Raw genomic sequence first — 24,750 nt, forward strand, 5'->3', positions numbered from 1 at the left:
AACTAACGGATATGAAAAGCGCACCGAGCTACTTGAAGCATCACTTCCTGATTGCCATGCCCCACATGGTCGATCCGAATTTTGCCCAGACCGTCACCTACCTGGTGGAGCACAACGATCAGGGCGCCATGGGGTTGGTCATCAACCGGCCCAACGGCCTCAGCCTGAGCGATGTGCTCGAGCAGCTGCGTCCGGAGGACACTCCGCCGGCGCGCTGCCAGGGCCAGCCGATCTTTGCTGGCGGCCCGGTCCAGACCGACCGCGGCTTCGTCCTGCACCCCAGCGGCCACAGCTACCAGGCCACGCTGGAGCTGGGCGAGCTGTCGTTGTCGACCTCCCAGGATGTGCTGTTCGCCATCGCTGATGGCAGCGGACCTGCGAAAAGCCTGGTGGCATTGGGTTATGCCGGTTGGGATGCCGGTCAGCTGGAGGCTGAACTCAGCGACAACGCCTGGCTGACCTGTCCTGCGGACCTCGCGATCCTGTTCGACACGCCATCCGACCAGCGCCTGGCTGCAGCCGCAGCCCGCCTGGGCATCAATCTCAGCCTGCTCACCGCCCAGGCCGGGCACGCCTGATGGTCGAAACCAAACCCCTGCGCCTGTTGCTCGGCTTCGATTACGGCACCAAACAGATCGGTGTGGCCGTCGGCCAGGCCGTTACCGGCCAGGCACGTGAGTTGCGCGTGCTCAAGGCCCAGAACGGCGTACCGGACTGGCAGCAGGTCGAAGCCCTGATCCGCGAATGGCAGCCGGACGCCATGGTCGTAGGTCTGCCGCTGAACATGGACGGCACACCCAGCGATATGAGCGTCCGCGCCGAGAAATTCGCCCGACGCCTGAACGGCCGGTTCAACCTGCCGGTGTTCACCCATGACGAACGCCTGACCACCTTCGAGGCCAAGGGCCAGCGCCTGGCCCAGGGCCAGCGCGAAGGATACCGAGACCGCCCGGTGGATGCCCTGGCTGCCGCCCTGCTGCTTGAAGGCTGGTTGGCCGAACACACTGGAAACTGATGCGAGGAATGCCGATGACCCTGCCCAACCCCGTCGAACTGCTGCCGAGGATGGCCGGCAATCTCACCGCGCATCTGCACGCGCGCGGCATTACCGAACCCAGGTTCGTCGGCATCCGCACCGGCGGCGTGTGGGTTGCCCAGGCGCTCCTCCAGGCTCTCGGCCAGGAGGTGCCGCTGGGCATCCTCGATGTGTCCTTCTATCGCGATGACTTCACCCAGACCGGACTGCACCCACAGGTTCGTCCGTCCGAGCTGCCGTTCGAGATCGACGGTCAGCACCTGGTGCTGATCGATGACGTGCTGATGAGTGGCCGTACCGTCCGCGCAGCACTCAACGAACTGTTCGACTATGGCCGGCCGGCGAGCGTGACCCTGGTCTGCCTGCTGGACCTCAATGCCCGCGAGCTGCCGATTCGTCCCGACGTCGTCGGCGCAACCCTGTCGCTGGGTGCCACGGAACGGGTAAAATTGCTCGGCCCCGCGCCGCTCACCCTTGAGCGCCAGGACCTTGCCTCGCCCGCCTGACCCCCCCCGAATCCTCGAACCTTTAGGGCCTGCCCCATGCCGACAGATGCCAAGCGCCCGCTGCAGCTCAACGATCAGGGCCAGCTGCGCCATTTCCTTTCGCTCGACGGCCTGCCCCGTGCGCTGCTGACCGAAATTCTCGACACCGCTGACTCCTTCCTCGAAGTCGGCGCTCGCGCGGTTAAGAAAGTCCCGTTGCTGCGCGGCAAGACCGTGTGCAACGTGTTCTTCGAAAACTCCACACGGACCCGGACCACCTTCGAGCTGGCCGCCCAGCGGCTTTCCGCTGACGTAATCACCCTGAACGTTTCTACCTCCTCCACCAGCAAGGGCGAGACGCTGTTCGACACCCTGCGCAACCTGGAGGCCATGGCGGCCGACATGTTCGTGGTGCGCCACGCCGATTCTGGTGCTGCCCACTTCATCGCCGAACACGTCTGCCCGGACGTGGCGGTGATCAACGGCGGCGACGGCCGCCATGCGCACCCGACCCAGGGCATGCTCGACATGCTGACCATCCGCCGTCACAAGGGCAGTTTCGAGAACCTCTCGGTGGCCATCGTCGGTGACGTCCTGCACTCGCGGGTGGCGCGCTCCAACATGCTGGCGCTCAAGACCCTGGGCTGCCCGGACATCCGCGTGATCGGACCCAAGACCCTGCTGCCGATCGGCGTCGAGCAGTACGGCGTGAAGGTCTACACCGACCTTGCCGAAGGCCTCAAGGATGTCGACGTGGTGATCATGCTGCGCCTGCAGCGCGAACGCATGCAGGGCGGTCTGCTGCCCAGCGAGGGGGAGTTCTACAAGCTTTACGGCCTGAGCACCCAACGCCTGGCACTGGCCAAGCCGGATGCCATCGTCATGCACCCCGGCCCGATCAACCGCGGCGTCGAGATCGAGTCGGCGGTGGCCGACGGCGCCCAGTCGGTGATTCTCAACCAGGTCACCTATGGCATTGCCATTCGCATGGCCGTTCTTTCCATGGCCATGAGTGGCCAGGCCGCGCAGCGTCAACTGAACCAGGAAGCCGAGGAGCTGAACTGATGCGAACCCACATCCTCGGAGCCCGCCTGATCGACCCGGCCAGCGGTCGTGACCAGGTCACCGACATCTTCCTCGAAGCCGGCAAGGTGGTTGCCTTCGACCAGGCGCCTGCCGCTTTCAAGGCCGACAAGCAGATCGATGCCCAGGGGCTGGTGGCAGCGCCAGGCCTGGTCGACCTCAGCGTCGCCCTGCGCGAGCCGGGCTACAGCCGCAAGGGTAACATCGCCAGCGAGACGCTCGCCGCCGTGACCGGAGGCGTTACCAGCCTCTGTTGTCCGCCGCTGACCAAACCAGTGCTCGACACCCCGGCCGTGGCCGAGCTGATCCTCGACCGCGCCCAGGAAGCCGGGCATGCCAAGGTGTTTCCCATCGGCGCCCTCAGCAAGGGCCTGGCCGGCGAACAGCTGGCCGAACTCGTGGCCCTGCGCGATGCCGGCTGCGTAGCCTTCGGCAATGGCCTTGCCAACTTCGCCAGCAATCGCATCCAGCGCCGTGCCCTGGAATACGCGGCGACCTTCGATCTCACCGTGGTCTTCCATTCCCAGGACGCCTCGCTGGCCGAAGGCGGCCTCGCTCATGAAGGCCCTATTGCCAGCTTCCTCGGCCTGGCGGGGATTCCGGAGAGCGCCGAAACGGTCGCCCTGGCCCGAGATCTGCTGCTGGTCGAGCAAAGCGGTGTGCGTGCTCACTTCAGCCAGCTGACCAGCGCCCGCGGCGCACAGATGATCGCCGAGGCTCAGGCCCGTGGCCTGCCGGTGACCGCCGATGTGGCGCTGTACCAGCTAATCCTCACCGACGAGGCGCTGACCGACTTCTCCAGCCTCTATCACGTACAACCGCCGCTGCGCACCCGCGCCGACCGTGACGGCCTGCGCGAAGCGGTGAAAAGTGGCGTGATTTCGGCCATCGCCAGCCATCACCAGCCCCACGAGCCGGATGCCAAGCTGGCGCCGTTCGGTGCGACCGAGCCGGGCATCAGCAGCGTCGAATTACTGCTGCCGCTGGCAATGACCCTGGTGCAGGAAGGCGTGCTCGACCTGTCGACCTTGCTGGCCCGCCTGACCGCTGGCCCGGCTCGTGCCCTGCGCCTGCCTGCCGGCCGCCTGGCGGTTGGTGCGCCCGCCGACCTGGTGCTGTTCGATCCTGAGGCCGCGACCCTGGCTGGGGAAGCCTGGTACTCGAAGGGCAACAACTGCCCCTTCATCGGCCACTGCCTGCCAGGCAAAGTGCGTTACACGTTGGTGGATGGCCGGATCATCTTCGAAGCCTGAACCCAGGAATGAAAAAGCCCGCCGATATTGGCGGGCTTTTTCATGGTGGGGCTCATAACTGCACTTCTCTGTAGTAGCGAGCTTGCTCGCGGAGATTCTGCATTCGCGCGTTCGCGAGGAAGCTCGCTCCTACAAAGATCTCGGCTGCCTGGCAGGCCTCGCCCCCATCCGCCTCAACGCGGCAGGTTGAGGTTCTTCCAGATCGCCAGGCTCGGCTCGGCCTGATTCAGGGTGTAGAAGTGCAGCCCTGGTGCGCCACCTTCCAGCAGGCGCTCGCACATCTCGGTGATCACCTGCTCGCCGAATGCCTGGATGCTCTGCACATCATCGCCATAGGCCTCCAGCTGCTTGCGGATCCAGCGCGGGATCTCCGCGCCGCAGGCGTCGGAGAAGCGTGCCAGTTTGCTGTAGTTGGTGATCGGCATGATGCCAGGCACCACTGGGACATCCACACCCAGCTTGCGTACGCGTTCGACGAAGTAGAAGTAGCTGTCGGCGTTGAAGAAGTACTGGGTGATGGCGCTGTCGGCGCCGGCGTTGACCTTGCGCACGAAGTTCTCCAGGTCCACCTCGAAATTGCGCGCCTGCGGGTGCACTTCGGGGTAGGCCGCCACTTCGATGTGGAAATGGTCGCCGGTTTCCTCGCGAATGAACTCCACCAGGTCGTTGGCATGGCGCATTTCGCCGCTGGCCATGCCCATGCCGGAAGGCAGGTCGCCGCGCAGGGCGACGATGCGCTGGATGCCGGCGTCCTTGTAGTGGGCCAGCAGGGCGCGCAGTTCGGCCTTGCTGTCACCGACGCAGGAGAGGTGCGGCGCGGTCGGTACCTGCACTTCGCCGTCCAGCTGCAGCACGGTCTGTAGGGTACGGTCGCGGGTGGAGCCGCCGGCCCCGTAGGTGCAGGAGAAGAAGTCCGGCTTGTAGCTGGCCAGGTTGCGGGCGGTGGCCAGGAGTTTTTCGTGCCCGGCTTCGGTCTTGGCGGGGAAGAATTCGAAGCTGTAACGGCGTTCTTGGGACATAGGTCTTTCCAGGCTCGAAAGCGTGGGGTGAATGGCGTTCGTCCATTCACCACGCGGTAATGGGCAGTGGACAAGCCGTGGGCTCATCCACTCTACGCATCAGTAACGGTAGGAGTCCGGCTTGAACGGGCCTTCCACGGTCACGCCGATGTAGTCGGCCTGCTGGCGGGTCAGCTGGGTGACCACGCCACCAAAGCCCTTGACCATCTCCAGCGCCACTTCTTCGTCCAGCTTCTTCGGCAGCACTTCAACCGAGAGACGGGCGGCCTTCTCGGCGGCCGGCAGCTCGGCGAACTTGGCTTCGAACAGGTGGATCTGTGCCAGCACCTGGTTGGCGAAGGAGCCGTCCATGATCCGGCTCGGGTGGCCGGTGGCGTTGCCCAGGTTCACCAGGCGGCCTTCGGCCAGCAGGATCAGGTAGTCATCGTTCAGCGGATCGAAGCCATCCTTGCCGGTGCGGTGGATCTTGTGCACCTGCGGCTTCACCTCTTCCCAGGCCCAGGTCTTGCGCATGAAGGCGGTGTCGATCTCGTTGTCGAAGTGGCCGATGTTGCACACAACGGCGCGCTTCTTCAGCGCCTTGAGCATGTTGGCGTCGCAGACGTTGACGTTGCCGGTGGTGGTGACGATCAGGTCGATCTTGCCCAGCAGTGCGGCGTCGATGCTGGCTTCAGTGCCGTCGTTGAGGCCGTTCTTGTAGGGAGATACCACTTCGAAGCCGTCCATGCAGGCCTGCATGGCGCAGATCGGGTCGACTTCAGCGACCTTCACGATCATGCCTTCCTGGCGCAGGGACTGGGCCGAGCCCTTACCCACGTCGCCATAGCCGATCACCAGCGCTTGCTTACCGGACAGCAGGTGGTCGGTGCCGCGCTTGATGGCGTCGTTCAGGCTGTGACGGCAGCCGTACTTGTTGTCGTTCTTGCTCTTGGTCACCGAGTCGTTGACGTTGATCGCCGGGACTTTCAGGGTGCCGGCCTTGAGCATGTCGAGCAGACGGTGCACACCGGTGGTGGTTTCTTCGGTGATGCCGTGGATCTTGTCCAGCATTTGCGGGTATTTCTTATGCAGGATCTCGGTCAGGTCACCACCGTCGTCCAGCACCATGTTGGCGTCCCACGGCTGGCCGTCCTTGAGGATGGTCTGCTCGATGCACCACTCGTACTCTTCTTCGGTTTCGCCCTTCCAGGCGAATACCGGGATGCCGGCGGCGGCGATGGCAGCCGCAGCCTGGTCCTGGGTGGAGAAGATGTTGCAGGAGGACCAGCGCACTTCGGCGCCCAGGGCGATCAAGGTCTCGATGAGGACGCCTGTCTGGATGGTCATGTGGATGCAGCCGAGGATTTTCGCGCCTTTGAGCGGCTGCTGGGCAGCGTACTTGCGGCGCAGCCCCATCAGGGCCGGCATTTCGGACTCGGCGATGATCAGCTCGCGGCGGCCCCAGGCGGCCAGGGAAATGTCGGCGACCTTGTAATCGGTGAAACCTGCAGGCGTCATGACAGCGCTCATGCGTAACTCTCCATTCGTAGTGTGCGAATGGGCGCCGTTGATGCGTTTTTCGGTCAGCGGGAGCCGGCCGGGTCGACGCCCCATCCGAGCCTGACAGGCTGAGCCTGCTGCAGCGCCCCTCGGACGGGTGGCGGGAGCGACCGGAGCGGAGCCGGCCGTTTGAAGCCTGCGGATTATAGCGATGGCAGTGGGTAAGCCCAAGGTCTTCCGTCGCCCTGGGCCGAGGCTGATGGTAGCCTTGCGGAATTTCGCGGTAATGGACCAGCCATGGGCAATCACAAGATTGAGATTCGTCGGCGTAACGTCGAGAAGATTCTCCTGGCGGCTGAGCAGGTTTTTGCCGAAAAAGGCTACGCCGGCACCTCCATGGGCGATATCGCCGAAAAAGCCGAACTGCCACGCTCAAACCTGCATTACTACTTCAGCACCAAGGACGAGCTTTACCGCGAGGTGCTGTTCGGCCTGCTGGGGGTCTGGAAACAGGACGCCCTGTGCTTCGAGATGTTTGACGACCCGCGGGTCGTGCTGACCAGCTACATCCGCGCCAAGATGAACCATTCGCGCACGCGGCCCCACGGCTCCAAGGTCTGGGCCAACGAGATCATGCACGGAGCTCCGCGACTCGGCGAGGCGCTCGACGAGCAGCTCTACGGCTGGGCGAAGATGAAGGAGGCGAAGATCCGCCAATGGGTCGAGGACAAGCGCATCCTACCGGTGGAACCGTCGAGCCTGCTGTACATGATCTGGGCCGCAACCCAGCATTACGCCGACTTCGATCATCAGGTGATGATCCTCAACGACCATCAGCCGCTCTCTGACATGCAGTTCGAGCGAGCGGTGCAGACCGTGACCAGCGTAATCCTGCGCGGCATCGGCCTGGAGCCCTGAGGTTTTTCAGGGTTGCGCCCCGGCATGCAGGCTGCCGGGGCGCAATCGGCCAGGGTCAGGACGCTTCGCGATAGGGGTTGCGCGGGTCGTGCAGCCAGTCCATGAACGGCTTGCCGTTCTCCTGGGGCACCATCTCGATGCAGTCCTGCACCGGGCAGGTGATCTGGCACAGGTTGCAGCCCACGCATTCTTCGTCGATCACTTGGTATTTATGGGTGCCGTCGGCCTGTTTGAGGCTGGCGATGGCCTGGTGTGATGTGTCTTCGCAGGCGATGTGGCAACGGCCGCAACCGATGCAGGCGTCCTGGTCGATCCTGGCAATGACCTGATAGTTCATGTCCAGGTACTTCCAGTCGGTGGTATTGCTCACCGCACGCCCCGAGAACTCCTGCAGGCTGGCGTAACCCTGGCTGTCCATCCAGCGCGACAGGCCGTCCTTCATCGCGTCGACAATCCGGAAGCCATGAAGCATCGCTGCCGTGCACACCTGCACCGCGCCGCAGCCCAGTGCGACGAACTCCGCTGCATCGCGCCAGTTGCCGATTCCGCCGATACCGCAGATGGGCAGGCCGTGGGTCTGCGGATCACGGGCGATCTCGGCCACCATGTTCAGGGCTATGGGTTTCACCGCCGAGCCGCAATAACCGCCGTGGGTGCTCCGGCTGCCGACCATCGGATGCGCGACCATGCGCTCCAGGTCGACGCTGGTGATGGAGTTGATGGTGTTGATCAGCGACACCGCATCAGCACCGCCACGATGGGCCGCGCGAGCCGCCATGCGGATATCGGTGATGTTCGGCGTGAGCTTGACGATCACCGGCAACGAGCAATAGGTCTTGCACCAGCGGGTGACCTGCTCGACGTACTCCGGCACCTGGCCGACGGCCGCGCCCATGCCGCGTTCCGGCATGCCGTGGGGGCAGCCGAAGTTCAGCTCGATGCCGTCTGCGCCTGTGGCTTCCACCAGAGGCAGGATGTTTTTCCACGACTCTTCAACGCAGGGCACCATCAGGGAGACGATCAGCGCTCGGTCCGGCCAGTCCTTCTTCACCTGCGTGATTTCTCGCAGGTTGATCTCCAGCGAGCGGTCGGTGATCAGTTCGATGTTGTTGATGCCCATGACCTCACGGTTGGCACCGTAGTGGGCCGAGTAGCGCGACGAGACGTTGACCGCTGCCGGGTCCTCGCCCAGGGTTTTCCAGACCACGCCACCCCAGCCAGCCTCGAAAGCACGGATCACGTTGTAGGCCTTGTCGGTGGGAGGGGCAGAGGCGAGCCAGAACGGGTTGGGGGCTTTGATGCCGGCGAAGACAATCGAGAGATCGGCCATTTATGCAGCCTCCTGGTTGAGCATGAGTCGGGCATGGATGGCCTCGGCGGCCAGCTTGCCGTGCTGGACCGCCTGGACTGTGAGGTCCTGCCCGAGGCTGGTGCAGTCGCCGCCGGCATACACGCCAGGAATGCTGGTTCGCAATTGTTCGTCGACCTGGATGCGCTCGCCCGAACGCTTCAGTTCCCGGGCCAGCGGATCGCTCAGGGCCGAACTGTCGAAGGCCTGGCCAATGGCCTTGAAGATGGCGTCCGCCGCCAGCTCGAAGGTCTCGCCGGTGGTCAGCAGGCAACCTTCTTCCAGCCGGGTGCGGACGAAGCGCATACCGCGTACCTGACCCTGTTCGTTGAGCAGCACTTCCTCCGGTGCGGCCCAGGTCAGCAGGCGTACCTGGTTGGCCTTCGCGATCTCCTGTTCGTGCTCGGTGGCGCCCATTTCTTCCACGCCACGGCGATACACCAGATTGACGTCGCGGGCGCCGAGACGGGCCATCTGCACTGCCATGTCGATAGCAGTATTGCCGGCGCCAAGGACGATGCAACGGTCGGCCAGGGGTAGCTGGCTCAGGTCATCGGCCTGGCGCAGTTCGCGAATGTAATCGGTGGCGGCGAGCAGGCCGGAGGCATCTTCGTGGGCCAGGCCCAGCTGTTTGCTGGCGGCGAGGCCCAGACCGAGGAATACCGAATCGAACTGCTGATGCAGCTCGGTGAGGCTCAGGTTGTCGCCGAGCTTCTGGCCGTGGCGAATCTCGATTCCGCCGATCTCCAGCAGGAACGCCAGCTCGCGCTGGGCGAAGTCGTCCACCAGCTTGTATTTTGCGATCCCGTATTCGTTGAGGCCGCCGGCTTTCTCCCGAGCTTCGAAAATTACCACCTCGTGGCCGTGCAGGGCACAACGGTGGGCGCAGGACAGGCCCGCCGGCCCGGCACCGACCACGGCGATGCGCTTGCCGGTAGGGGCGGCACGCTTGAATGGGTGCTCGGTGAAGTTCGCGTTGTCCAGGGCATAGCGCTGCAGCAGGCCGATCAGTACCGGCGCGCACTCCCGGGCGTTGTTGCGCACGCAGGCCTGCTGGCAAAGGATCTCCGTGGGGCAGACCCGGGCGCAGCTGCCACCGAGGATGTTGGCCGAGAGGATTTTCTGCGCCGCGCCCTGGACGTTTTCCTGATGGATGTTGCGGATGAAGGAGGGAATATCGATCTCGCTGGGGCAGGCGTTGACGCAGGGCGCGTCATAGCAATACAGGCAGCGCGAGGCTTCCAGCTGCGCCTGGCGGTCGTTGAGGGGTGGCGCCAGATCGCTGAAATGACCTGCGAGGGTGGCTCCGTCCTCGTGCGGGCGGGGCAAGTGGTCCAGGGTCTTGATCACGGTTATGGCCTCACAGTTATTGTGGTTTTGCAGCGCCGGTTCAGGAACCTGAGCCGGTGCTGAGGCAGTGAACAGTTCATTGGTAACCACCCAGCCTCTGGGGGCGGGTGCGGCAATGGAGGCGCGGTTTAGCGCTTGACCGCCACCGGCCGTTGCAACTCGGCGCGTTTGTTCAGCAGGTCGAACACCGCTGGGTAGGCCGGCCGCTCGACGTAGCGCCCGGCGCCGCGTTCGGCCCGCAGGTCGCCATCGGCCCAGACCAGCTTGCCCTGGCTGATGGTGTGGCTCGGCACGCCGCGCACGGTCTTGCCTTCGAAGATGTTGAAGTCCACCTGCTGGTGGTGGGTCTTGGCCGAAATGGTGCGGGTGCCTTGCGGGTCCCAGAGCACCAAGTCGGCATCGGCGCCAATGCGGATCGCGCCCTTGCGTGGATAGAGGTTGAAGATCTTTGCGGCGTTGGTGGAGGTCAGGGCGACGAAGTCGTGCATCGACAGGCGCCCCGTGTTGACCCCTTCATCCCAGAGTACGGCCATACGGTCTTCGATGCCGGCGGTGCCGTTGGGGATCTTGCTGAAGTCGTCGCGGCCGGCAGCTTTCTGCTCGGCGCAGAAGCAGCAGTGGTCAGTGGCGGTGGTGTGCAGGTTGCCCGATTGCAGGCCGTGCCACAGCGCATCCTGGTGGCCGCGCGGGCGGAAGGGCGGGCTCATCACGTAACCGGCGGCGGTCTGCCAGTCGGGGTTGCGGTAGACGCTGTCGTCCAGCAGCAGGTGGCCGGCCAGCACTTCGCCGTAGACCGGCTGGCCCTTGCCGCGGGCGTAGGTGATTTCGTCCAGGGCCTCCTTGGTCGAGACGTGCACCAGATACAGCGGCGTGCCGAGGGTTTCGGCAATGCGGATGGCGCGGCTGGCCGCTTCGCCTTCGACCTGCGACGGGCGCGACAGCGGGTGCGCTTCCGGCCCGGTGATGCCCTGGGCCAGCAGCTTGCGTTGCAGGTGATAGACCAGCTCGCCGTTTTCCGCATGCACCGTTGGCACCGCGCCCAGTTCCAGGCAGCGTTCGAAGCTGGCCACCAGAGTGTCGTCGGCGGCCATGATCGCGTTCTTGTAGGCCATGAAGTGCTTGAAGCTGTTGACCCCGTGATGGCTCACCAACTCGGCCATCTCCTCGCGGACCTGTTCGCTCCACCAGGTAATCGCGACATGAAAGCCGTAGTCGGATGCGGACTTCTCCGCCCAGCCACGCCACTGATGGAAGGCCTCCATCAGCGACTGCTGCGGATTGGGAATCACGAAGTCGATGATCGAGGTGGTGCCGCCGGCCAGGCCCGCTGCCGTACCGCTGAAGAAGTCTTCGCTGGCGACGGTGCCCATGAAGGGCAGTTGCATGTGGGTGTGCGGATCGATGCCGCCAGGCATCAGGTACTGGCCGCTGCCGTTCAGTACTTCACAGTCTGCGGGAATATCCAGGTTGCTGCCGATGGCCTGGATCAGGCCATCGGTGCAGAGAACGTCAGCGCGATAGCTATCTTCATGAGTGACAACGGTGGCGCCACGGATCAACAGAGACATGCCGATTTCCTCGCAGGCGGACCGGTCGTGCCGGTTCTTGGTGTTGTTCTGGGTCTGGCATGGGAATTTCACGATCCTGTCATACCTGACAGGAATAGAATCTAGTTGCCGACCGTGAATTGATCAAGGTTATTTGTTGATCAAATTTATCTTATATAACTTGTTGATTAATAAGATAAAAATCAACTAAAAGCCCAAGTGGCGAGGATGCTCAACGTTTTGACGCACTTGACAAGAACGGAAAATTGTCAAGATTTCCCATGGAAAATCAGCCGCTTGAACCCGGCATGGGAAGGGCGGGGAAGCCGCAAGAAGGCCCGTCTGCACCAGATTGACCCCGACTGGGCGGACAGGCTGGGCGTCCACCTGGCACTGATCGCGATGGAAGACATCTCCGTCGGGTTCATCGTTTGGCTAAATTTGTTTCAGATCAGTCAGTTGTCTCCAGGTGGCGGGGCTTTCCAGGGTGATTGCGAGCTTTTCGGCATGTTTATTGATTGCCCTCGCAACCGAACTGGCCGGACTGGAAGTGCTTTACTGGCGATGCACGTACTCCGGCCATCGCATTAGCCCGATGAGCTAACAATCAGAAAAATACTGGAGAGGCCTATGCAACAGAGCAGATCGGAAGTGATCGAGCGGGGTGGCCTGTACGAACTCACCGCAGGTGAAGATGTCCTCGACAGCCCCCGATACAACCACGACATAGCGCCGACCAAGGTGCAGGAGCGCACCTGGAACAAGTGGCACATCACTGCGCTGTGGGTCGGCATGGCCATCTGCGTGCCCACCTATACCCTTGGCGGGGTGCTCACCGCTTACTTCGGACTCACGGTAGGCGAGGCTCTACTGGCGATCCTGCTGGCCAATATCGTGGTACTCATCCCACTGACGCTTAACGCCTTTGCCGGCACCAAGTACGGCATTCCCTTCCCGGTGCTGTTGCGCTCGTCCTTCGGCATGGTTGGCTCCAACGTCCCCTGCCTGATTCGCGCCGTGGTCGCCTGCGGCTGGTTCGGCATCCAGACGATGTTCGGCGGCCTGGCCATCCACCTGCTCCTCGGCTCGCTGTTCGACGGCTGGAAGGCCCTGGGCGGGACCGGCGAGGTGATCGGCTTCATGATCTTCTGGGCCCTCAACCTGTGGGTGGTGCTGCGCGGTGCGGAATCGATCAAATGGCTGGAGACCCTCTCCGCCCCCCTGCTGGTGCTGGTCGGTATCGGGCTGCTGGTATGGGCGCTGCCCCATGTGTCGCTGACAGAGCTGATGGCACAGCCGCCGAAGCGCCCTGAAGGGGCTAGTGTCACCGGCTACTTCTTCGCCGGGCTGACGGCGATGGTCGGCTTCTGGGCCACCCTGTCGCTGAACATCCCGGATTTCAGCCGCTACGCGAAAAGCCAGAAGGACCAGATAGTCGGGCAGATCATCGGCCTGCCGCTGACCATGTTCCTGTTCGCCGCTCTCGGCGTGGTGATGACTGCCGCCTCGGCCTCTCTGGTGGGCGAAACCGTGGCCGACCCGGTGAACCTGATCGGCCATATCCAGAGCCCCATCTGGGTCGCCCTGGCTATGGCGCTGATTATCATCGCGACGCTCTCCACCAACACGGCGGCGAACATCGTGTCGCCGACCAACGATTTCCAGAACCTCGCGCCCAAGCGGATCGGGCGCACCAAGGCGGTGATGCTCACCGGACTGGTGGGGCTGGTGCTGATGGCTCATGAGCTGCTGAAGAAGCTTGGCCTGCTGGTTTCCGATGTCAGCCTGGAAACGGTGTATTCCAACTGGCTGCTGGGCTATTCCAGCCTGCTTGGGCCCATCGCCGGGATCATGGTCGTGGACTATTTCTTGATCAGGAAACAGCAACTCGATCTGCCTGGCTTATACCGCGACGGCGTCTACCCGGCCTGGAACCTGGCCGGCTTCATCGCCTTCGGCTTGCCTGTGGCGCTGACCCTGATGTCACTCGGCAGCGATATGTTCAGCTGGTTCTATGACTACGGGTGGTTTACCGGCTCGCTGCTGGGTGGGCTGCTCTACTACGGGGTCTGCAGCCTGCGCAGGAGCGTTGCGGTGGGAGTCGCCAAACCATCGGTATGAAAAAACGCTCGCCCCGGTACGCCGGGCGGGCCGATACGACCTGTCCTGCTTGAGGAAATCGCCATGACTGTCCTGCAAAGCGTCCTGCAGTCCGCCCATTTACATATCGACAGCCAGAGGCTCTGGCAGTCGCTGATGGAACTTGCCAGGCTCGGAGCCACGGCCAAGGGTGGTGTCTGTCGCCTGGCCCTGACCGATCTGGATCGTCAGGCCCGCGACCTGTTGGTGCAGTGGTGCGAAGCGGCAGGCTGCACGGTGAGCATCGATGCGGTTGGCAACATCTTCGCCCGTCGCGCCGGGCGCAACGCGCAGCTGCCACCGGTGATGACTGGCAGCCACATCGATACCCAGCCCACAGGCGGCAAGTTCGACGGCTGCTTCGGCGTGCTGGCAGGTTTGGAGGTGATTCGCACCCTCAACGACCTCGGAGTGGAAACCGAGGCGCCGTTGGAGGTCGTGGTCTGGACCAACGAAGAGGGCTCACGCTTCGCCCCTTGCATGATGGGGTCGGGTGTGTTCGCGGAAAAATTCACCCTTGAGGAAGCTCTGGCCAAGACCGATGCCAATGGCGTGACGGTTGGCGAGGCGCTCAACGCTATCGGCTACGCGGGCAGTCGCCAGGTCTGCGGGCATCCGGTGGGCGCCTACTTCGAAGCCCATATCGAACAGGGACCAATTCTAGAAGATCAACACAAGACCATTGGGGTAGTGCTCGGTGCGCTGGGGCAAAAATGGTTCGACCTCAAGCTGCGGGGCGTCGAAGCCCACGCTGGCCCGACGCCGATGCACCTGCGCAAGGATGCCCTGGTGGGCGCTGCGGCGGTGGTCGCTGCGGTCAATCGCACCGCTCTGGGCCATCAGCCCCATGCGTGCGGCACTGTCGGCTGCCTGCAAGCCTATCCGGGCTCGCGCAACGTGATTCCGGGGGAGGTGCGCATGACCCTGGACTTCCGTCACCTGGAGCCGGAACGCCTGGACTCGATGATCGCAGAGGTGCGTCAGGTGATCGACAGCACCTGCAAAGAACACGGTCTGAGCTACGAGCTGACCCCGACGGCCGACTTCCCGCCGCTGTACTTCGACAAGGGTTGCGTGGCTGCCGTGCGCGAAGCCGCTGAGGGACTCGGCCTGACGCACATGGACATCGTCAGCGGCGCCGGGCATGACGCCATCTTCCTCGCCGAACTCGGCCCGGCTGGGATGATCTTCGTGCCGTGCGAGGGTGGCATCAGCCACAACGAGATCGAGAATGCCGCTCCCGAGGACCTGGGGGCCGGTTGTGCGGTGCTGTTACGGGCGATGCTCAGCGCCTCAGTGGCGGTCGCCAAGGGTCGGTTGGCCGCCTGATTGGCCGATCTGCCAGAAGATAGCGTCGCGCGTTCAAGGACCGTTCCCTGGGATGGCAGAGGCTGGCGGGCCTCTTCTCATCCTCTTGGAACTTCCATGACCCTTGTCTACTGGTGCGTATTCATCGCCCTGTTCCTGCCTTACCTGTCCACGGCTACGGCCAAGTTCTCCGGGGGGCGATTTCGGCCTCCGGCAGAACCATGACCCGCGCACTTTCCTCGAGGACCTTTCGGGCTGGCGCAAGCGCACCCATTACGCCCAGCTCAATGCCTTCGAAGTGCCCCCGGCCTTTGCCGCGGCGGTGATCATCGTGCTGTTCGTGGTAGCGGTCTGAGCCTGCGACCATCTGTCGCGAGGGTTGGCATCTTTGCGCGAGGTGCGGATACTGGCGGCCCGCCGTCAGCCTGATCCGTGATTTACGCCGATGAACGTCAAGACGCTCCTGATCGTTGCCGCCACCTGCCTGAGCCTTGCCGCGTGTGGTGGCGTGGACCCTAATTCGCCGCTGGGCAAACGCCAGGCCATCTTCAAGGACATGCTGCGCACCAGTGAAGACCTCGGTGGCATGCTGCGTGGGCGCATCACGTTCGACGAGCAGCGCTTCGCCACCGGGGCGACCAAGCTCGACCAGCTTTCACGCCAACCCTGGCAGCACTTCCCGCAGGTCCAGGAGGGTGACTCCGACAGCGCCGCTCGCGACGAGGTCTGGCAGCGCCAGGAGCGCTTCCAGGAACTGGTGCGTGAGCTCGAGGCCAGCACTGGCCAGCTGGCCAGTGCGGTACAGGCCCGTCCGTTCACCCAGGCAGGCGTTGCGCCGCTGGTGCAGAAGGTCGAGGACAGCTGCGAAGCCTGTCACCAGGAATTCCGCGCTTACTGACGCGCGGCAAAGCCTGCCACTCCAGTCGCCTCGAGTTGAAGTCGCAGGCTCCGGACTTCCGGATGCCTGAAGAACGAGACCAGCTGCCTGGCGCGGGTCGGCCCGATGCCGGCCATCTCGCGCCACTGGCGTTCGTCACGCTGGCTCAGCAGATCCCAGTGTTCGCCCAGCCGGGCCTTGCCCGTGGGTGGCAGGCCCAGCGCCTTCAGCCAGACTGCAAACGACTTTTGACGGGCATCGCGGAAGCGCTGTGCCGTCGTCATTGCGCTGCGCTCGGCAAAGCCGGGAATTCCTGCCAGAGCGGATTCATCGAGGGCCAGCCAATCGAGCAGCCGCTCCAGTTTTCCGGCCGCCCGGAGCTTCGCCCAGGTGCCTGGCCCTACTCCGCGCAGGTCCAGCCCCTGTTTGCTGCTCAGCCATTGCAAGCGTGCGAGGAATTGCTCCTCGCAACCGGGAGTGGGGCGCCAGCAGCTCAGCGCGTGGTAATCCTGCGGGTCCGGAACGTCCAGCGGTTCACGCAGCGAGGCTCGGGTCACCACCGACTCTAAGCGCGGGATGGTCAGTCCGGCCAGGGCGATGGCGACCCGGTCGCCGGGGCGGATGTCCAGGCGCTGCCACTGCTGCAGCGAGCCCAGCCCGATCCGCTCGATGCGTCGGTCATCCAGTTCTACCGGGGTAAGGCGCAGCAGGGGGGTGATGCGGCCGGTGCGCCCGACCTTGAACTCCACTGCGCGGACTTCCGCCAGCGCCTTGGCGAAGGGGTATTTCCAGGCCATCGCCCAGTTCGGTGGTTCAGCTCGCCAGCGGCTCGGATCGGGGCGTGACCCTTGGCGAATCACGACACCATCGCTGGCGAATGGCAGGGCGGTGCGATACCAATGCTCGCGCCATTCGGCGACGTCGTCCGCGTGGGTGACCGGCTGGCTGAATGCGACGCTGTCACTGAAGCCCAGCGCTTTCAGGCCCTTGAGGCGGTCGCTCATGTTGGCCGGGCCGGTAGGCCAGTCCCAGACGAAGAGGCCAATTCCGGCCGCATCCATTTCACTCAGGCTATGCCGCGCCATGAGTCCGGCGACCCGGCCGCGTGCATCCTGGCTACCGGCACTGGCCTGTATGTGGCCCGGTAGCCGCCAATAAAGCTCACCTTGCAGGATCAGTTCGTCGCTGCTGGGGAGCTGTTGCGCGATAGCCGGGATGCGCCGTGCCTGGGCCGTCCAGTCCTGCCCTCGGCTGCCGTTGCCCCGGCTGATGGCCTGGGTAAGCCGGCCTCGTCGATAGACCAGGGTCACGGCGACGCCATCCACTTTGGGCTGCACCCAGAGGTCCTTGCGTTCGCCCACCCAGCGCCGCAGGTCGGCGAGGTCCTTCAGCTTGTCGAGGCCAGTCTGGGGTATCGGGTGGAGTATCTGGCCCTTGTTCGTGGCCAGTGGGTCATTGGCTGCCAGGGTGCTGGTAGAGAAGCAGTTGCGCAGTTGTTGCAGGCGGGTGCGGGCCTGGTCGTACAGCTCGTCGTCGATCGGTGAACGGCCCTGGCGGTGATACGCATCGTCCCACTCGGTGAGCTGGCGGCTCAGGGCGGTCAGTTCGGAATCGGCGCGAGCGATTGCCCAGTCGGGGCATTCTCCGGCCAGGGCAGTCAGGCAAGGGAGAAGGAAAAGAAGCGCAATCCGCTGCGTCATGGCGAGCCTCCGTGATCGTGTAGTCGGCGGCCAGTCTAGGGCGGGCCGGTGTGGGCGGAGGCTGGAGGGGCTGTCGGGAGCGGCTGGGTTTGGTTGCGGAAATGGCTTGGGGCGGGAGGGGCGCCAACGAAAAAGCCCCGCACGAGGCGGGGCTTTCGTCGACCGGTTGGGCTTACAGACCTGCGGCGATGCGCAGGGCTTCGGCCTTGTCGGTGCGTTCCCAGGTGAAGGTGGTGAAGGTGTCGTCACCATAGGTCGCTTCGTAGGGGGTACGGCCGAAGTGCCCGTAGGCGGCGGTGGCCTGGTACATCGGGTGCAGCAGGTCGAGCATCTTGGTGATGGCATACGGACGCAGGTCGAAGTGCTCGCGAACCAGTTGGACGATGCGCTCGTCGCTGATCTTGCCGGTGCCGAAGGTGTTGATCGAGATTGAGGTCGGCTGGGCCACGCCGATGGCGTAGGACACCTGGATTTCGCAACGGTCGGCCAGACCCGCGGCGACGATGTTCTTCGCCACGTAACGGCCGGCGTAGGCAGCGGAACGGTCAACCTTGGACGGATCCTTGCCGGAGAACGCGCCGCCACCGTGACGGGCCATGCCGCCGTAGGAGTCGACGATGATCTTGCGGCCGGTCAGGCCACAGTCGCCTACCGGGCCGCCGATGATGAACTGGCCGGTCGGGTTGATGTGGAACTGGGTGTCCTTGTGCAGCAGATCGGCCGGCAGGGTGTGCTTGATGATGAGTTCCATCACCGCTTCCTGCAGGTCATTGTGGCTGACGTCCGGGCTGTGCTGGGTAGACAGCACCACGGCGTCGATACCGACGACCTTGCCGTTCTCGTAGCGGCAGGTGACCTGGCTCTTGGCGTCCGGGCGCAGCCACGGCAGCAGGCCTGATTTGCGCGCTTCGGCCTGGCGCTCGACCAGGCGGTGGGAGAAGCAGATCGGCGCCGGCATCAGCACGTCGGTTTCGTTGCTGGCGTAGCCGAACATCAGGCCCTGGTCGCCAGCGCCCTGGTCTTCCGGCTTGGCGCGGTCAACGCCCTGGTTGATGTCGGGGGACTGCTTGCCAATGATGTTGATGATGCCGCAGGTGGCACCGTCGTAGCCGACGTCGGAGCTGTTGTAGCCGATGTCGATGATGACCTTGCGCACCAGCTCTTCCAGATCGATCCAGGCGCTGGTGGTGATTTCGCCGGCAACGATGGCCACACCGGTTTTCACCAGGGTTTCACAGGCGACTCGGGCGTGTTTGTCTTCAGCGATGATGGCGTCGAGGACGGCATCGGAAATCTGGTCGGCGATCTTGTCCGGATGGCCTTCGGACACGGATTCGGAGGTAAACAGGGAGTATTCGCTCATCTATCGGTTTTCCTATTTAGTTACCGGTGGGTGAGTTCGCTTCGTGAATCCGGTTTGGCGAATTGCCTCACCTGAATCTGAAAGCCATTTCGTAAGCCAATGTAGAGGCTCTCGCCGGGCGTGAGCCCCGCGGCATTGGCCCAACGGGCCAGATCGTCCTGTTCGAAGCCCAACCAGAGATCGCCGCAGGCCTCCCTGGCCCAACTCTGATTGTGGCTGCACAACTCGGTCACCAGCAGGCTGCCTCCCGGCTTTACCCGCTGTGCCAACAGCTTCATTGCGTCGGCTGGCGTGGCGAAATGATGCAAGACCATGTTCAGCACCACGCAGTCGGCTGCGATGTGTTCGTCATTCAGGGCGTCGGCGAGCTTGAGTTCGACGTTGCCCAGTCCTGCTGCGTTACAGCGCATCCGCGCCAGCTCCAGCATCGCCGGGCTGTTGTCCAGCGCGGTCACCTGGCTGAAGCGTCGGGCCAGGTCCGGCAGGAACCCGCCGTCGCCAGGGCCGACTTCCAATGCGGTGGCATCGCACGCAAAGGCCAGGGCATCCAGCACGGCCAATACGCTGTCACGGTATTGCGGCAATCCTGCGATCAGGTCTTGCTGCGCCTGGAATTTCTCCGCCGCGCGGGTGAAGAAGTCGCGGCTGACGGCTTCCCGATGCGCATGCACTTCCTTGATGCGTGCCCCGACCTCGGCTGGCAGGTCCAGTTCGTCGACCTCCGCCAGCAGGGCAGCGTGCAGGGTGCCGCCGAAGCGTTCGTTCTGCGGCAGCGCGCGGCGATAGAAAATCGCGTTGCCTTCGCGCCGTGTGGCCACCAGGCCGGCCTGGGCCAGCACCTTGAGATGGTGGCTCATGCCTGATTGACCGGTGGCGAAGATCTGCGCCAGCTCCAGTACGCCAAACGAGTCGTTGGCCAGGACGCGCAGTACAGTCAGGCGCAGCGGGTCACCGCCGGCTTTGCACAGGGCGGCCAGCTCATCGCTGTCGTCGTGGCGGATCTGGGGTACGCGCAGGCTCATAAGGCGCGCAGTCTAGCCCCCGAGTGCGGGTGTCGCAATGCCAATATCAAAAAGTTTTGATATTGGCTGATCAAAGGTCAGGCCGCGCCGCGCGCGAGCTTCGAGGAAGGCGGCTGGCGTCGGGCTCAGGGTTTGCCCTGGCCACCATGACACTGGGAGGAGTCGCCGGGCAGGCGTTTTCCACGTCCCTGGGCGTTGCTCTGGCGCTAATGCTGGCTGTGGTCTGGTTGCGGTGATGTGCCATACGCTGGCTGGTTTGTGGCGCGGCGAGCTGTTCCAGCCCCCCCTGTCTGACGGCCGTCGAGGGGGTTGTAATGCGCTGAATGCGCAAACAACGACCATCTGTCATTGCCCGCGACCTGCCGGCTGGGCGAAAATGGCCGCCTTTTTTCGATTAGCCGTCTATTCAGACCTGCAGGAGATAAGCGATGCCCAGCCGTCGTGAGCGTGCCAATGCCATTCGTGCCCTGAGCATGGATGCGGTGCAGAAAGCCAACAGCGGCCACCCCGGCGCACCCATGGGCATGGCCGATATCGCCGAAGTGCTCTGGCGGGATTACCTGCAGCACAACCCGAACAACCCGCTGTGGCCCAACCGCGACCGCTTCGTGATGTCCAACGGCCATGGCTCGATGCTGGTCTACTCGCTGCTGCACCTCAGCGGCTACGACCTCGGAATCGAAGACCTGAAGAACTTCCGCCAGCTGCACAGCCGCACTCCGGGCCACCCGGAATATGGCTACACCCCAGGCGTCGAGACCACTACTGGCCCGTTGGGCCAGGGCATCGCCAACGCCGTCGGCTTCGCCCTGGCGGAAAAAGTGCTGGCTGCGCAGTTCAACCGTGAAGGCCATGCCATCGTCGACCACAACACCTACGTGTTCCTCGGCGACGGTTGCATGATGGAAGGCATCTCCCATGAAGTCTGCGCCCTGGCCGGCACCCTGGGCCTGGGCAAGCTGATTGCCTTCTACGACGACAACGGCATCTCCATCGACGGCGAAGTCCATGGCTGGTTCACCGACGACACCCCAAAGCGCTTCGAAGCCTACGGCTGGCAGGTAATCCGCAATGTCGACGGTCATGACGCCGACGAGATCACGACCGCCATCGAGACCGCGCGCAAGAGCAGCGACCGTCCGACACTGATCTGCTGCAAGACCGTGATCGGCTTCGGTTCGCCCAACAAGCAGGGCAAGGAAGAGTGCCACGGCGCTCCGCTGGGTGCCGACGAGATCGCCCTAACCCGCGCAGCCCTGGGCTGGAATCACGCGCCCTTCGAAGTTCCGGCTGACATTTATGCGGACTGGGACGCCAAGGCTGCCGGCGCTGCCCGCGAAGCTGCCTGGAACGAGCGCTTTGCCGCTTATGCCGCTGCACACCCAGAGCTGGCCGCCGAGTTCCAGCGCCGCATCAAGGGTGAGCTGCCGGCTGACTTCTCCGCCAAGGCCGACGCCTACATTGCCGAAGTCGCTTCCAAGGGCGAGACCATTGCCAGCCGCAAGGCCAGCCAGAATGCACTGAACGCGTTCGGCCCGCTGCTGCCGGAATTTCTCGGCGGCTCCGCCGACCTGGCCGGCTCCAACCTGACCCTGTGGAAAGGTTGCAAGGGCGTCTCCGCTGAGGACGCTACCGGTAATTACATGTACTACGGCGTGCGTGAGTTCGGCATGAGCGCCATCATGAACGGCATCGCCCTGCATGGCGGCTTCATCCCCTATGGCGCCACCTTCCTGGTGTTCATGGAATACGCCTGCAACGCCGTGCGCATGGCTGCCCTGATGAACAAGCGTGTGCTGTTCGTCTACACCCACGACTCCATCGGCCTCGGCGAAGACGGCCCGACCCACCAGCCGGTCGAGCAGCTCGCCAGCCTGCGCTGCACGCCGAACCTGAACACCTGGCGTCCGGCCGACGCAGTGGAATCCGCAGTGGCCTGGAAGTCCGCCATCGAGCGCAATGACGGCCCGTCGGCACTGATCTTCTCGCGCCAGAACCTGCCGCACCAGCCACGTGATGCCGCCCAGGTGGCGAACATCGCCCGCGGCGGTTACGTGCTGAAGGACAGCGATGGCGAGCCGGAAGTGATCCTCATCGCCACCGGTTCCGAAGTCGGCCTGGCTGTTCAGGCCTGGGACGCACTCACTGCCCAGGGCCGCAAGGCTCGCGTGGTGTCCATGCCGTCCACCAACCTGTTCGACCAGCAGGACGCCGCCTACAAGCAGGCCGTGCTGCCAGTGCAGGTTGGCGCGCGCATCGCCATCGAGGCTGCGCACACCGACTTCTGGTACAAGTACGTCGGCCTGGAAGGCCGCGTCATCGGCATGTCCAGCTTCGGCGAGTCGGCTCCCGCGCCGGCGCTCTTCGAGCACTTCGGTTTCACCGTGGACAATATCGTCGCTACCGCCGAAGAACTGCTGGACGTCTGACCTACCCGTAGGAGCGAGCTCTGCTCGCGAAGCTTTTTGCGTCGCGCAGAGTTCGCGAGCGGAGCTCGCTCCTACAGGGATTCCTTCCCCCAGCCCTGCGAGCGCCCATGCCTAGCAATCGCCTCTTCAAAGTCGCCCTCAACGGATACGGCCGCATCGGTCGCTGCGTGCTGCGCGCGCTGTACGAGCGCAGTGGTGGGGCCAACTTCGAGATCGTCGCGTTGAACGATCTGGCCGATCAGGCCAGCGTCGAATACCTGACCCGCTTCGACTCCACCCACGGCCGGTTCCCCGGCGAAGTGCGGGTGGACGGCGACTGCCTGCACATCAACGGCGATTGCGTGAAAGTGCTGCGAAACGCCGATCCCGAGGGTATCGACTGGGCGAGTCTGGGCGTGGACCTGGTGCTGGAATGCTCTGGTCAGTACACCCATCGCGAGCAGGCCGAACGCTTCCTCGCGGCCGGCGCGCCTCGGGTGCTGTTCTCCCAGCCGATGGCCAGCGAGGCCGATGTCGACGCCACGATCGTCTTCGGTGTGAACCAGGCGAGCCTTACCGGCGGCGAAAGACTGGTGTCCAATGCCTCCTGTACGACCAACTGCGGGGTGCCGCTTTTGAAACTTCTCGACGAGGCTGTGGGTCTGGAATACATCTCCATTACCACCATCCACTCGGCGATGAACGACCAACCTGTCATCGATGCCTACCACCACGAAGACTTGCGCCGCACGCGCTCGGCTTTCCAGTCGGTGATTCCGGTCTCCACCGGCCTCGCCCGGGGCATCGAGCGCCTGCTGCCGGAACTGACCGGACGCATCCAGGCCAAAGCCATCCGCGTACCGACGGTCAATGTGTCCTGCCTCGACATCACCCTGCAGACCGCCCGTGACACCTCGGCCGCCGAGATCAACCGGGTGTTGCGCGAGGCCGCCGAAAGCGGTCCGTTGAAGGGGTTGCTGGCTTACACCGAGCTGCCCCACGCCAGCTGCGATTTCAACCACGATCCCCATTCCGCCATCGTCGACGGCAGCCAGACCCGCGTGTCCGGCCCGCGCCTGGTCAACCTGCTGGCCTGGTTCGACAACGAATGGGGCTTCGCCAACCGCATGCTCGACACTGCAGATCACTACCTGCAGGTTTCCGCTGTTTCTCGTTAACAACCAGCCCCGTGAAGGACTGACCCCCATGACCGTGTTGAAAATGACCGACCTCGACCTCCAGGGTAAGCGCGTGCTGATCCGTGAGGATCTCAACGTGCCGGTGAAGGACGGCGTCGTGAAGAGCGATGCGCGCATCCTTGCTTCCCTGCCGACCATCAAGCTGGCACTGGAGAAGGGCGCGGCGGTAATGGTCTGCTCGCACCTGGGTCGTCCGACCGAAGGCGAGTTCTCCGAAGAGAACAGCCTCAAGCCGGTCGCCGACTACCTGGCCAAGGCCCTGGGCCGCGACGTGCCGTTGGTCGCCGATTATCTGGATGGCGTCGACATACAGCCCGGCCAGGTCGTGCTGTTCGAGAACGTGCGCTTCAACAAAGGCGAGAAGAAGAACGCCGACGAGCTGGCGCAGAAGTATGCCGCTCTCTGTGATGTCTTTGTGATGGACGCATTCGGGACCGCCCACCGCGCCGAGGGCTCGACCCACGGCGTGGCCAAGTTTGCCAAGGTTGCCGCTGCCGGCCCGCTGCTGGCCGCCGAGCTCGACGCCCTGGGCAAGGCCCTGGGTAGCCCGGCCCGCCCGATGGCCGCGATCGTCGCCGGTTCCAAGGTCTCCACCAAGCTCGATGTACTGAACTCACTGAGCCAGATCTGCGACCAGTTGATCGTCGGTGGCGGCATCGCGAACACCTTCCTTGCCGCCGCGGGCTACAAGGTCGGCAAGTCCCTCTATGAGGCCGATCTGGTCGACACTGCCAAGGCCATCGCCGCCAAGGTCAGCGTGCCGCTGCCGGTCGACGTGGTGGTTGCCAAGGAGTTCGCCGAGACCGCCGAGGCGACCGTCAAGGCCGTCGCGGATGTTGCCGACGACGACATGATCCTCGACATCGGCCCGCAGACCGCTGCTCAGTTCGCCGAGCTCCTGAAGTCGTCCAGGACTATTCTGTGGAACGGCCCGGTTGGTGTCTTCGAGTTCGACCAGTTCGGCAACGGCACCAAGGCCCTGGCCCTGGCCATCGCCGAAAGCCCGGCCTTCTCCATCGCTGGTGGTGGCGACACTCTGGCCGCCATCGACAAGTACGGTGTGGCCGAGCAGATCTCCTACATTTCCACTGGCGGCGGCGCTTTCCTCGAGTTCGTTGAGGGCAAGGTGCTGCCTGCCGTGGAAGTGCTGGAGCAGCGTGCCAGGGCTTGAATCAACAGGGGCGCAGAGCCGCCCCTGACTCAGGGAAGGAGAATC

The 24,750-nt window shown here is 64.0% G+C and carries 21 protein-coding genes, 1 pseudogene and 1 riboswitch; of the genes and pseudogenes, 14 read left to right on the forward strand and 8 right to left on the reverse strand.

Annotated elements, in window-relative coordinates; all coding sequences use genetic code 11:
- Window positions 1-11: 11 nt before the first annotated feature.
- From OXH74_RS09175 to OXH74_RS09195, 5 genes are read left to right on the forward strand one after another with little or no spacing between them, the layout of a single operon-like run.
- A complete protein-coding gene (locus tag OXH74_RS09175) occupies window positions 12-578 on the forward strand; it encodes a YqgE/AlgH family protein (RefSeq protein WP_375740942.1) in 567 nt (188 codons plus the stop codon).
- The gene (gene ruvX, locus OXH74_RS09180; RefSeq protein ID WP_375740943.1) at window positions 578-1,015 is read left to right on the forward strand and encodes a Holliday junction resolvase RuvX; all 438 of its coding nucleotides are present in this window, start codon (window positions 578-580) and stop codon (window positions 1,013-1,015) included. The genes OXH74_RS09175 and ruvX overlap by 1 nt, the downstream gene beginning before the upstream one ends.
- A 14-nt stretch (window positions 1,016-1,029) precedes the next feature.
- Window positions 1,030-1,542, forward strand: coding sequence for a bifunctional pyr operon transcriptional regulator/uracil phosphoribosyltransferase PyrR (gene pyrR, locus OXH74_RS09185; RefSeq protein WP_375740944.1), 513 nt, complete (start codon window positions 1,030-1,032; stop codon window positions 1,540-1,542).
- 36 nt (window positions 1,543-1,578) lie between these two features.
- A complete protein-coding gene (locus OXH74_RS09190; RefSeq protein ID WP_215377202.1) occupies window positions 1,579-2,586 on the forward strand; it encodes an aspartate carbamoyltransferase catalytic subunit in 1,008 nt (335 codons plus the stop codon).
- Window positions 2,586-3,857: a dihydroorotase gene (locus OXH74_RS09195; RefSeq protein WP_375740945.1), complete on the forward strand. Its 1,272-nt coding sequence runs from the start codon at window positions 2,586-2,588 to the stop codon at window positions 3,855-3,857. Before OXH74_RS09190 ends, OXH74_RS09195 begins: the two co-directional genes overlap by 1 nt.
- A gap of 173 nt (window positions 3,858-4,030) precedes the next feature.
- Here OXH74_RS09195 and metF read toward each other — a convergent pair whose 3' ends face one another.
- Window positions 4,031-4,876 carry a methylenetetrahydrofolate reductase [NAD(P)H] gene (gene metF / locus OXH74_RS09200; RefSeq protein ID WP_375740946.1) on the reverse strand — a complete coding sequence of 282 codons (846 nt, stop codon included), beginning with the start codon at window positions 4,874-4,876 and terminating at the stop codon, window positions 4,031-4,033.
- Between the two features lie 99 nt (window positions 4,877-4,975).
- Window positions 4,976-6,385 (reverse strand): adenosylhomocysteinase, encoded by a 1,410-nt coding sequence (gene ahcY, locus OXH74_RS09205; RefSeq protein ID WP_375740947.1) that lies wholly within the window; start codon window positions 6,383-6,385, stop codon window positions 4,976-4,978.
- Window positions 6,386-6,407: 22 nt separating this feature from the next.
- Window positions 6,408-6,512, reverse strand: a riboswitch (S-adenosyl-L-homocysteine riboswitch).
- Between the two features lie 140 nt (window positions 6,513-6,652).
- Between ahcY and OXH74_RS09210 the strand changes: the two genes are divergently transcribed.
- Window positions 6,653-7,273 (forward strand): TetR/AcrR family transcriptional regulator, encoded by a 621-nt coding sequence (locus OXH74_RS09210; protein ID WP_375740948.1) that lies wholly within the window; start codon window positions 6,653-6,655, stop codon window positions 7,271-7,273.
- A 55-nt stretch (window positions 7,274-7,328) separates the two neighbouring features.
- On the opposite strand, the gene preA is transcribed toward OXH74_RS09210, so the two are convergent.
- The 3 genes from preA to hydA all read right to left on the reverse strand — a co-directional run bounded on the left by preA (window position 7,329) and on the right by hydA (window position 11,539).
- Window positions 7,329-8,603, reverse strand: coding sequence for an NAD-dependent dihydropyrimidine dehydrogenase subunit PreA (preA, locus tag OXH74_RS09215; protein ID WP_375740949.1), 1,275 nt, complete (start codon window positions 8,601-8,603; stop codon window positions 7,329-7,331).
- Complete coding sequence (locus tag OXH74_RS09220; protein ID WP_375740950.1) at window positions 8,604-9,971, reverse strand: NAD(P)-dependent oxidoreductase; 1,368 nt, start codon at window positions 9,969-9,971, stop codon at window positions 8,604-8,606.
- 128 nt (window positions 9,972-10,099) lie between these two features.
- A complete protein-coding gene (gene hydA / locus OXH74_RS09225) occupies window positions 10,100-11,539 on the reverse strand; it encodes a dihydropyrimidinase (protein WP_375740951.1) in 1,440 nt (479 codons plus the stop codon).
- A 207-nt stretch (window positions 11,540-11,746) separates the two neighbouring features.
- Between hydA and OXH74_RS09230 the strand changes: the two genes are divergently transcribed.
- The 5 genes and pseudogenes from OXH74_RS09230 to OXH74_RS09250 all read left to right on the forward strand — a co-directional run bounded on the left by OXH74_RS09230 (window position 11,747) and on the right by OXH74_RS09250 (window position 15,863).
- Window positions 11,747-12,109 (forward strand): hypothetical protein, encoded by a 363-nt coding sequence (locus OXH74_RS09230; RefSeq protein ID WP_375740952.1) that lies wholly within the window; start codon window positions 11,747-11,749, stop codon window positions 12,107-12,109.
- Between the two features lie 39 nt (window positions 12,110-12,148).
- Window positions 12,149-13,639 (forward strand): NCS1 family nucleobase:cation symporter-1, encoded by a 1,491-nt coding sequence (locus OXH74_RS09235; RefSeq protein ID WP_375740953.1) that lies wholly within the window; start codon window positions 12,149-12,151, stop codon window positions 13,637-13,639.
- A gap of 63 nt (window positions 13,640-13,702) precedes the next feature.
- Window positions 13,703-14,986, forward strand: a complete 1,284-nt coding sequence (locus OXH74_RS09240) for a Zn-dependent hydrolase (RefSeq protein ID WP_375740954.1) — start codon at window positions 13,703-13,705, stop codon at window positions 14,984-14,986.
- A gap of 96 nt (window positions 14,987-15,082) precedes the next feature.
- Window positions 15,083-15,296 (forward strand): annotated as a pseudogene (locus OXH74_RS09245) (MAPEG family protein); the annotation flags it as partial.
- A gap of 114 nt (window positions 15,297-15,410) precedes the next feature.
- A complete protein-coding gene (locus OXH74_RS09250; RefSeq protein WP_375740955.1) occupies window positions 15,411-15,863 on the forward strand; it encodes a c-type cytochrome in 453 nt (150 codons plus the stop codon).
- Here the strand turns inward: OXH74_RS09250 and ligB are convergent.
- The 3 genes from ligB to OXH74_RS09265 all read right to left on the reverse strand — a co-directional run bounded on the left by ligB (window position 15,857) and on the right by OXH74_RS09265 (window position 19,927).
- Entirely contained in the window at window positions 15,857-17,542 is a 1,686-nt protein-coding gene (ligB, locus tag OXH74_RS09255) for an NAD-dependent DNA ligase LigB (RefSeq protein WP_375740956.1), read from the reverse strand. The two genes, OXH74_RS09250 and ligB, sit on opposite strands and share 7 nt — an antisense overlap.
- 172 nt (window positions 17,543-17,714) lie before the next feature.
- Window positions 17,715-18,905 carry a methionine adenosyltransferase gene (gene metK / locus OXH74_RS09260; protein ID WP_375740957.1) on the reverse strand — a complete coding sequence of 397 codons (1,191 nt, stop codon included), beginning with the start codon at window positions 18,903-18,905 and terminating at the stop codon, window positions 17,715-17,717.
- Window positions 18,906-18,925: 20 nt separating this feature from the next.
- On the reverse strand, window positions 18,926-19,927 hold the full coding sequence (locus tag OXH74_RS09265) for an ArsR/SmtB family transcription factor (protein ID WP_375740958.1): 1,002 nt from the start codon (window positions 19,925-19,927) through the stop codon (window positions 18,926-18,928).
- A gap of 428 nt (window positions 19,928-20,355) precedes the next feature.
- Here OXH74_RS09265 and tkt point away from each other — a divergent pair, with 428 nt between their 5' ends.
- From tkt to OXH74_RS09280, 3 genes are all read left to right on the forward strand, one after another.
- Window positions 20,356-22,356 (forward strand): transketolase, encoded by a 2,001-nt coding sequence (gene tkt, locus OXH74_RS09270; RefSeq protein ID WP_375740959.1) that lies wholly within the window; start codon window positions 20,356-20,358, stop codon window positions 22,354-22,356.
- Window positions 22,357-22,463: 107 nt separating this feature from the next.
- Complete coding sequence (epd, locus tag OXH74_RS09275) at window positions 22,464-23,513, forward strand: erythrose-4-phosphate dehydrogenase (RefSeq protein WP_215377238.1); 1,050 nt, start codon at window positions 22,464-22,466, stop codon at window positions 23,511-23,513.
- Between the two features lie 28 nt (window positions 23,514-23,541).
- On the forward strand, window positions 23,542-24,705 hold the full coding sequence (locus OXH74_RS09280) for a phosphoglycerate kinase (RefSeq protein ID WP_375740960.1): 1,164 nt from the start codon (window positions 23,542-23,544) through the stop codon (window positions 24,703-24,705).
- The last annotated feature ends 45 nt before the right edge of the window (window positions 24,706-24,750 follow it).

This window comes from Metapseudomonas boanensis, from assembly GCF_042232855.1.
Lineage (GTDB): Bacteria > Pseudomonadota > Gammaproteobacteria > Pseudomonadales > Pseudomonadaceae > Metapseudomonas > Metapseudomonas boanensis.

Bases quoted from the DNA above. Each gene is read 5' to 3' on its own strand.
- OXH74_RS09175 (WP_375740942.1), top strand. From the start codon at position 12: ATGAAAAGCGCACCGAGCTACTTGAAGCATCACTTCCTGATTGCCATG.
- ruvX (WP_375740943.1), top strand. From the start codon at position 578: ATGGTCGAAACCAAACCCCTGCGCCTGTTGCTCGGCTTCGATTACGGC.
- pyrR (WP_375740944.1), top strand. From the start codon at position 1,030: ATGACCCTGCCCAACCCCGTCGAACTGCTGCCGAGGATGGCCGGCAAT.
- OXH74_RS09190 (WP_215377202.1), top strand. From the start codon at position 1,579: ATGCCGACAGATGCCAAGCGCCCGCTGCAGCTCAACGATCAGGGCCAG.
- OXH74_RS09195 (WP_375740945.1), top strand. From the start codon at position 2,586: ATGCGAACCCACATCCTCGGAGCCCGCCTGATCGACCCGGCCAGCGGT.
- metF (WP_375740946.1), bottom strand. From the start codon at position 4,876: ATGTCCCAAGAACGCCGTTACAGCTTCGAATTCTTCCCCGCCAAGACC.
- ahcY (WP_375740947.1), bottom strand. From the start codon at position 6,385: ATGAGCGCTGTCATGACGCCTGCAGGTTTCACCGATTACAAGGTCGCC.
- OXH74_RS09210 (WP_375740948.1), top strand. From the start codon at position 6,653: ATGGGCAATCACAAGATTGAGATTCGTCGGCGTAACGTCGAGAAGATT.
- preA (WP_375740949.1), bottom strand. From the start codon at position 8,603: ATGGCCGATCTCTCGATTGTCTTCGCCGGCATCAAAGCCCCCAACCCG.
- hydA (WP_375740951.1), bottom strand. From the start codon at position 11,539: ATGTCTCTGTTGATCCGTGGCGCCACCGTTGTCACTCATGAAGATAGC.
- OXH74_RS09230 (WP_375740952.1), top strand. From the start codon at position 11,747: ATGCTCAACGTTTTGACGCACTTGACAAGAACGGAAAATTGTCAAGAT.
- OXH74_RS09235 (WP_375740953.1), top strand. From the start codon at position 12,149: ATGCAACAGAGCAGATCGGAAGTGATCGAGCGGGGTGGCCTGTACGAA.
- OXH74_RS09240 (WP_375740954.1), top strand. From the start codon at position 13,703: ATGACTGTCCTGCAAAGCGTCCTGCAGTCCGCCCATTTACATATCGAC.
- OXH74_RS09250 (WP_375740955.1), top strand. From the start codon at position 15,411: ATGAACGTCAAGACGCTCCTGATCGTTGCCGCCACCTGCCTGAGCCTT.
- ligB (WP_375740956.1), bottom strand. From the start codon at position 17,542: ATGACGCAGCGGATTGCGCTTCTTTTCCTTCTCCCTTGCCTGACTGCC.
- metK (WP_375740957.1), bottom strand. From the start codon at position 18,905: ATGAGCGAATACTCCCTGTTTACCTCCGAATCCGTGTCCGAAGGCCAT.
- OXH74_RS09265 (WP_375740958.1), bottom strand. From the start codon at position 19,927: ATGAGCCTGCGCGTACCCCAGATCCGCCACGACGACAGCGATGAGCTG.
- tkt (WP_375740959.1), top strand. From the start codon at position 20,356: ATGCCCAGCCGTCGTGAGCGTGCCAATGCCATTCGTGCCCTGAGCATG.
- epd (WP_215377238.1), top strand. From the start codon at position 22,464: ATGCCTAGCAATCGCCTCTTCAAAGTCGCCCTCAACGGATACGGCCGC.
- OXH74_RS09280 (WP_375740960.1), top strand. From the start codon at position 23,542: ATGACCGTGTTGAAAATGACCGACCTCGACCTCCAGGGTAAGCGCGTG.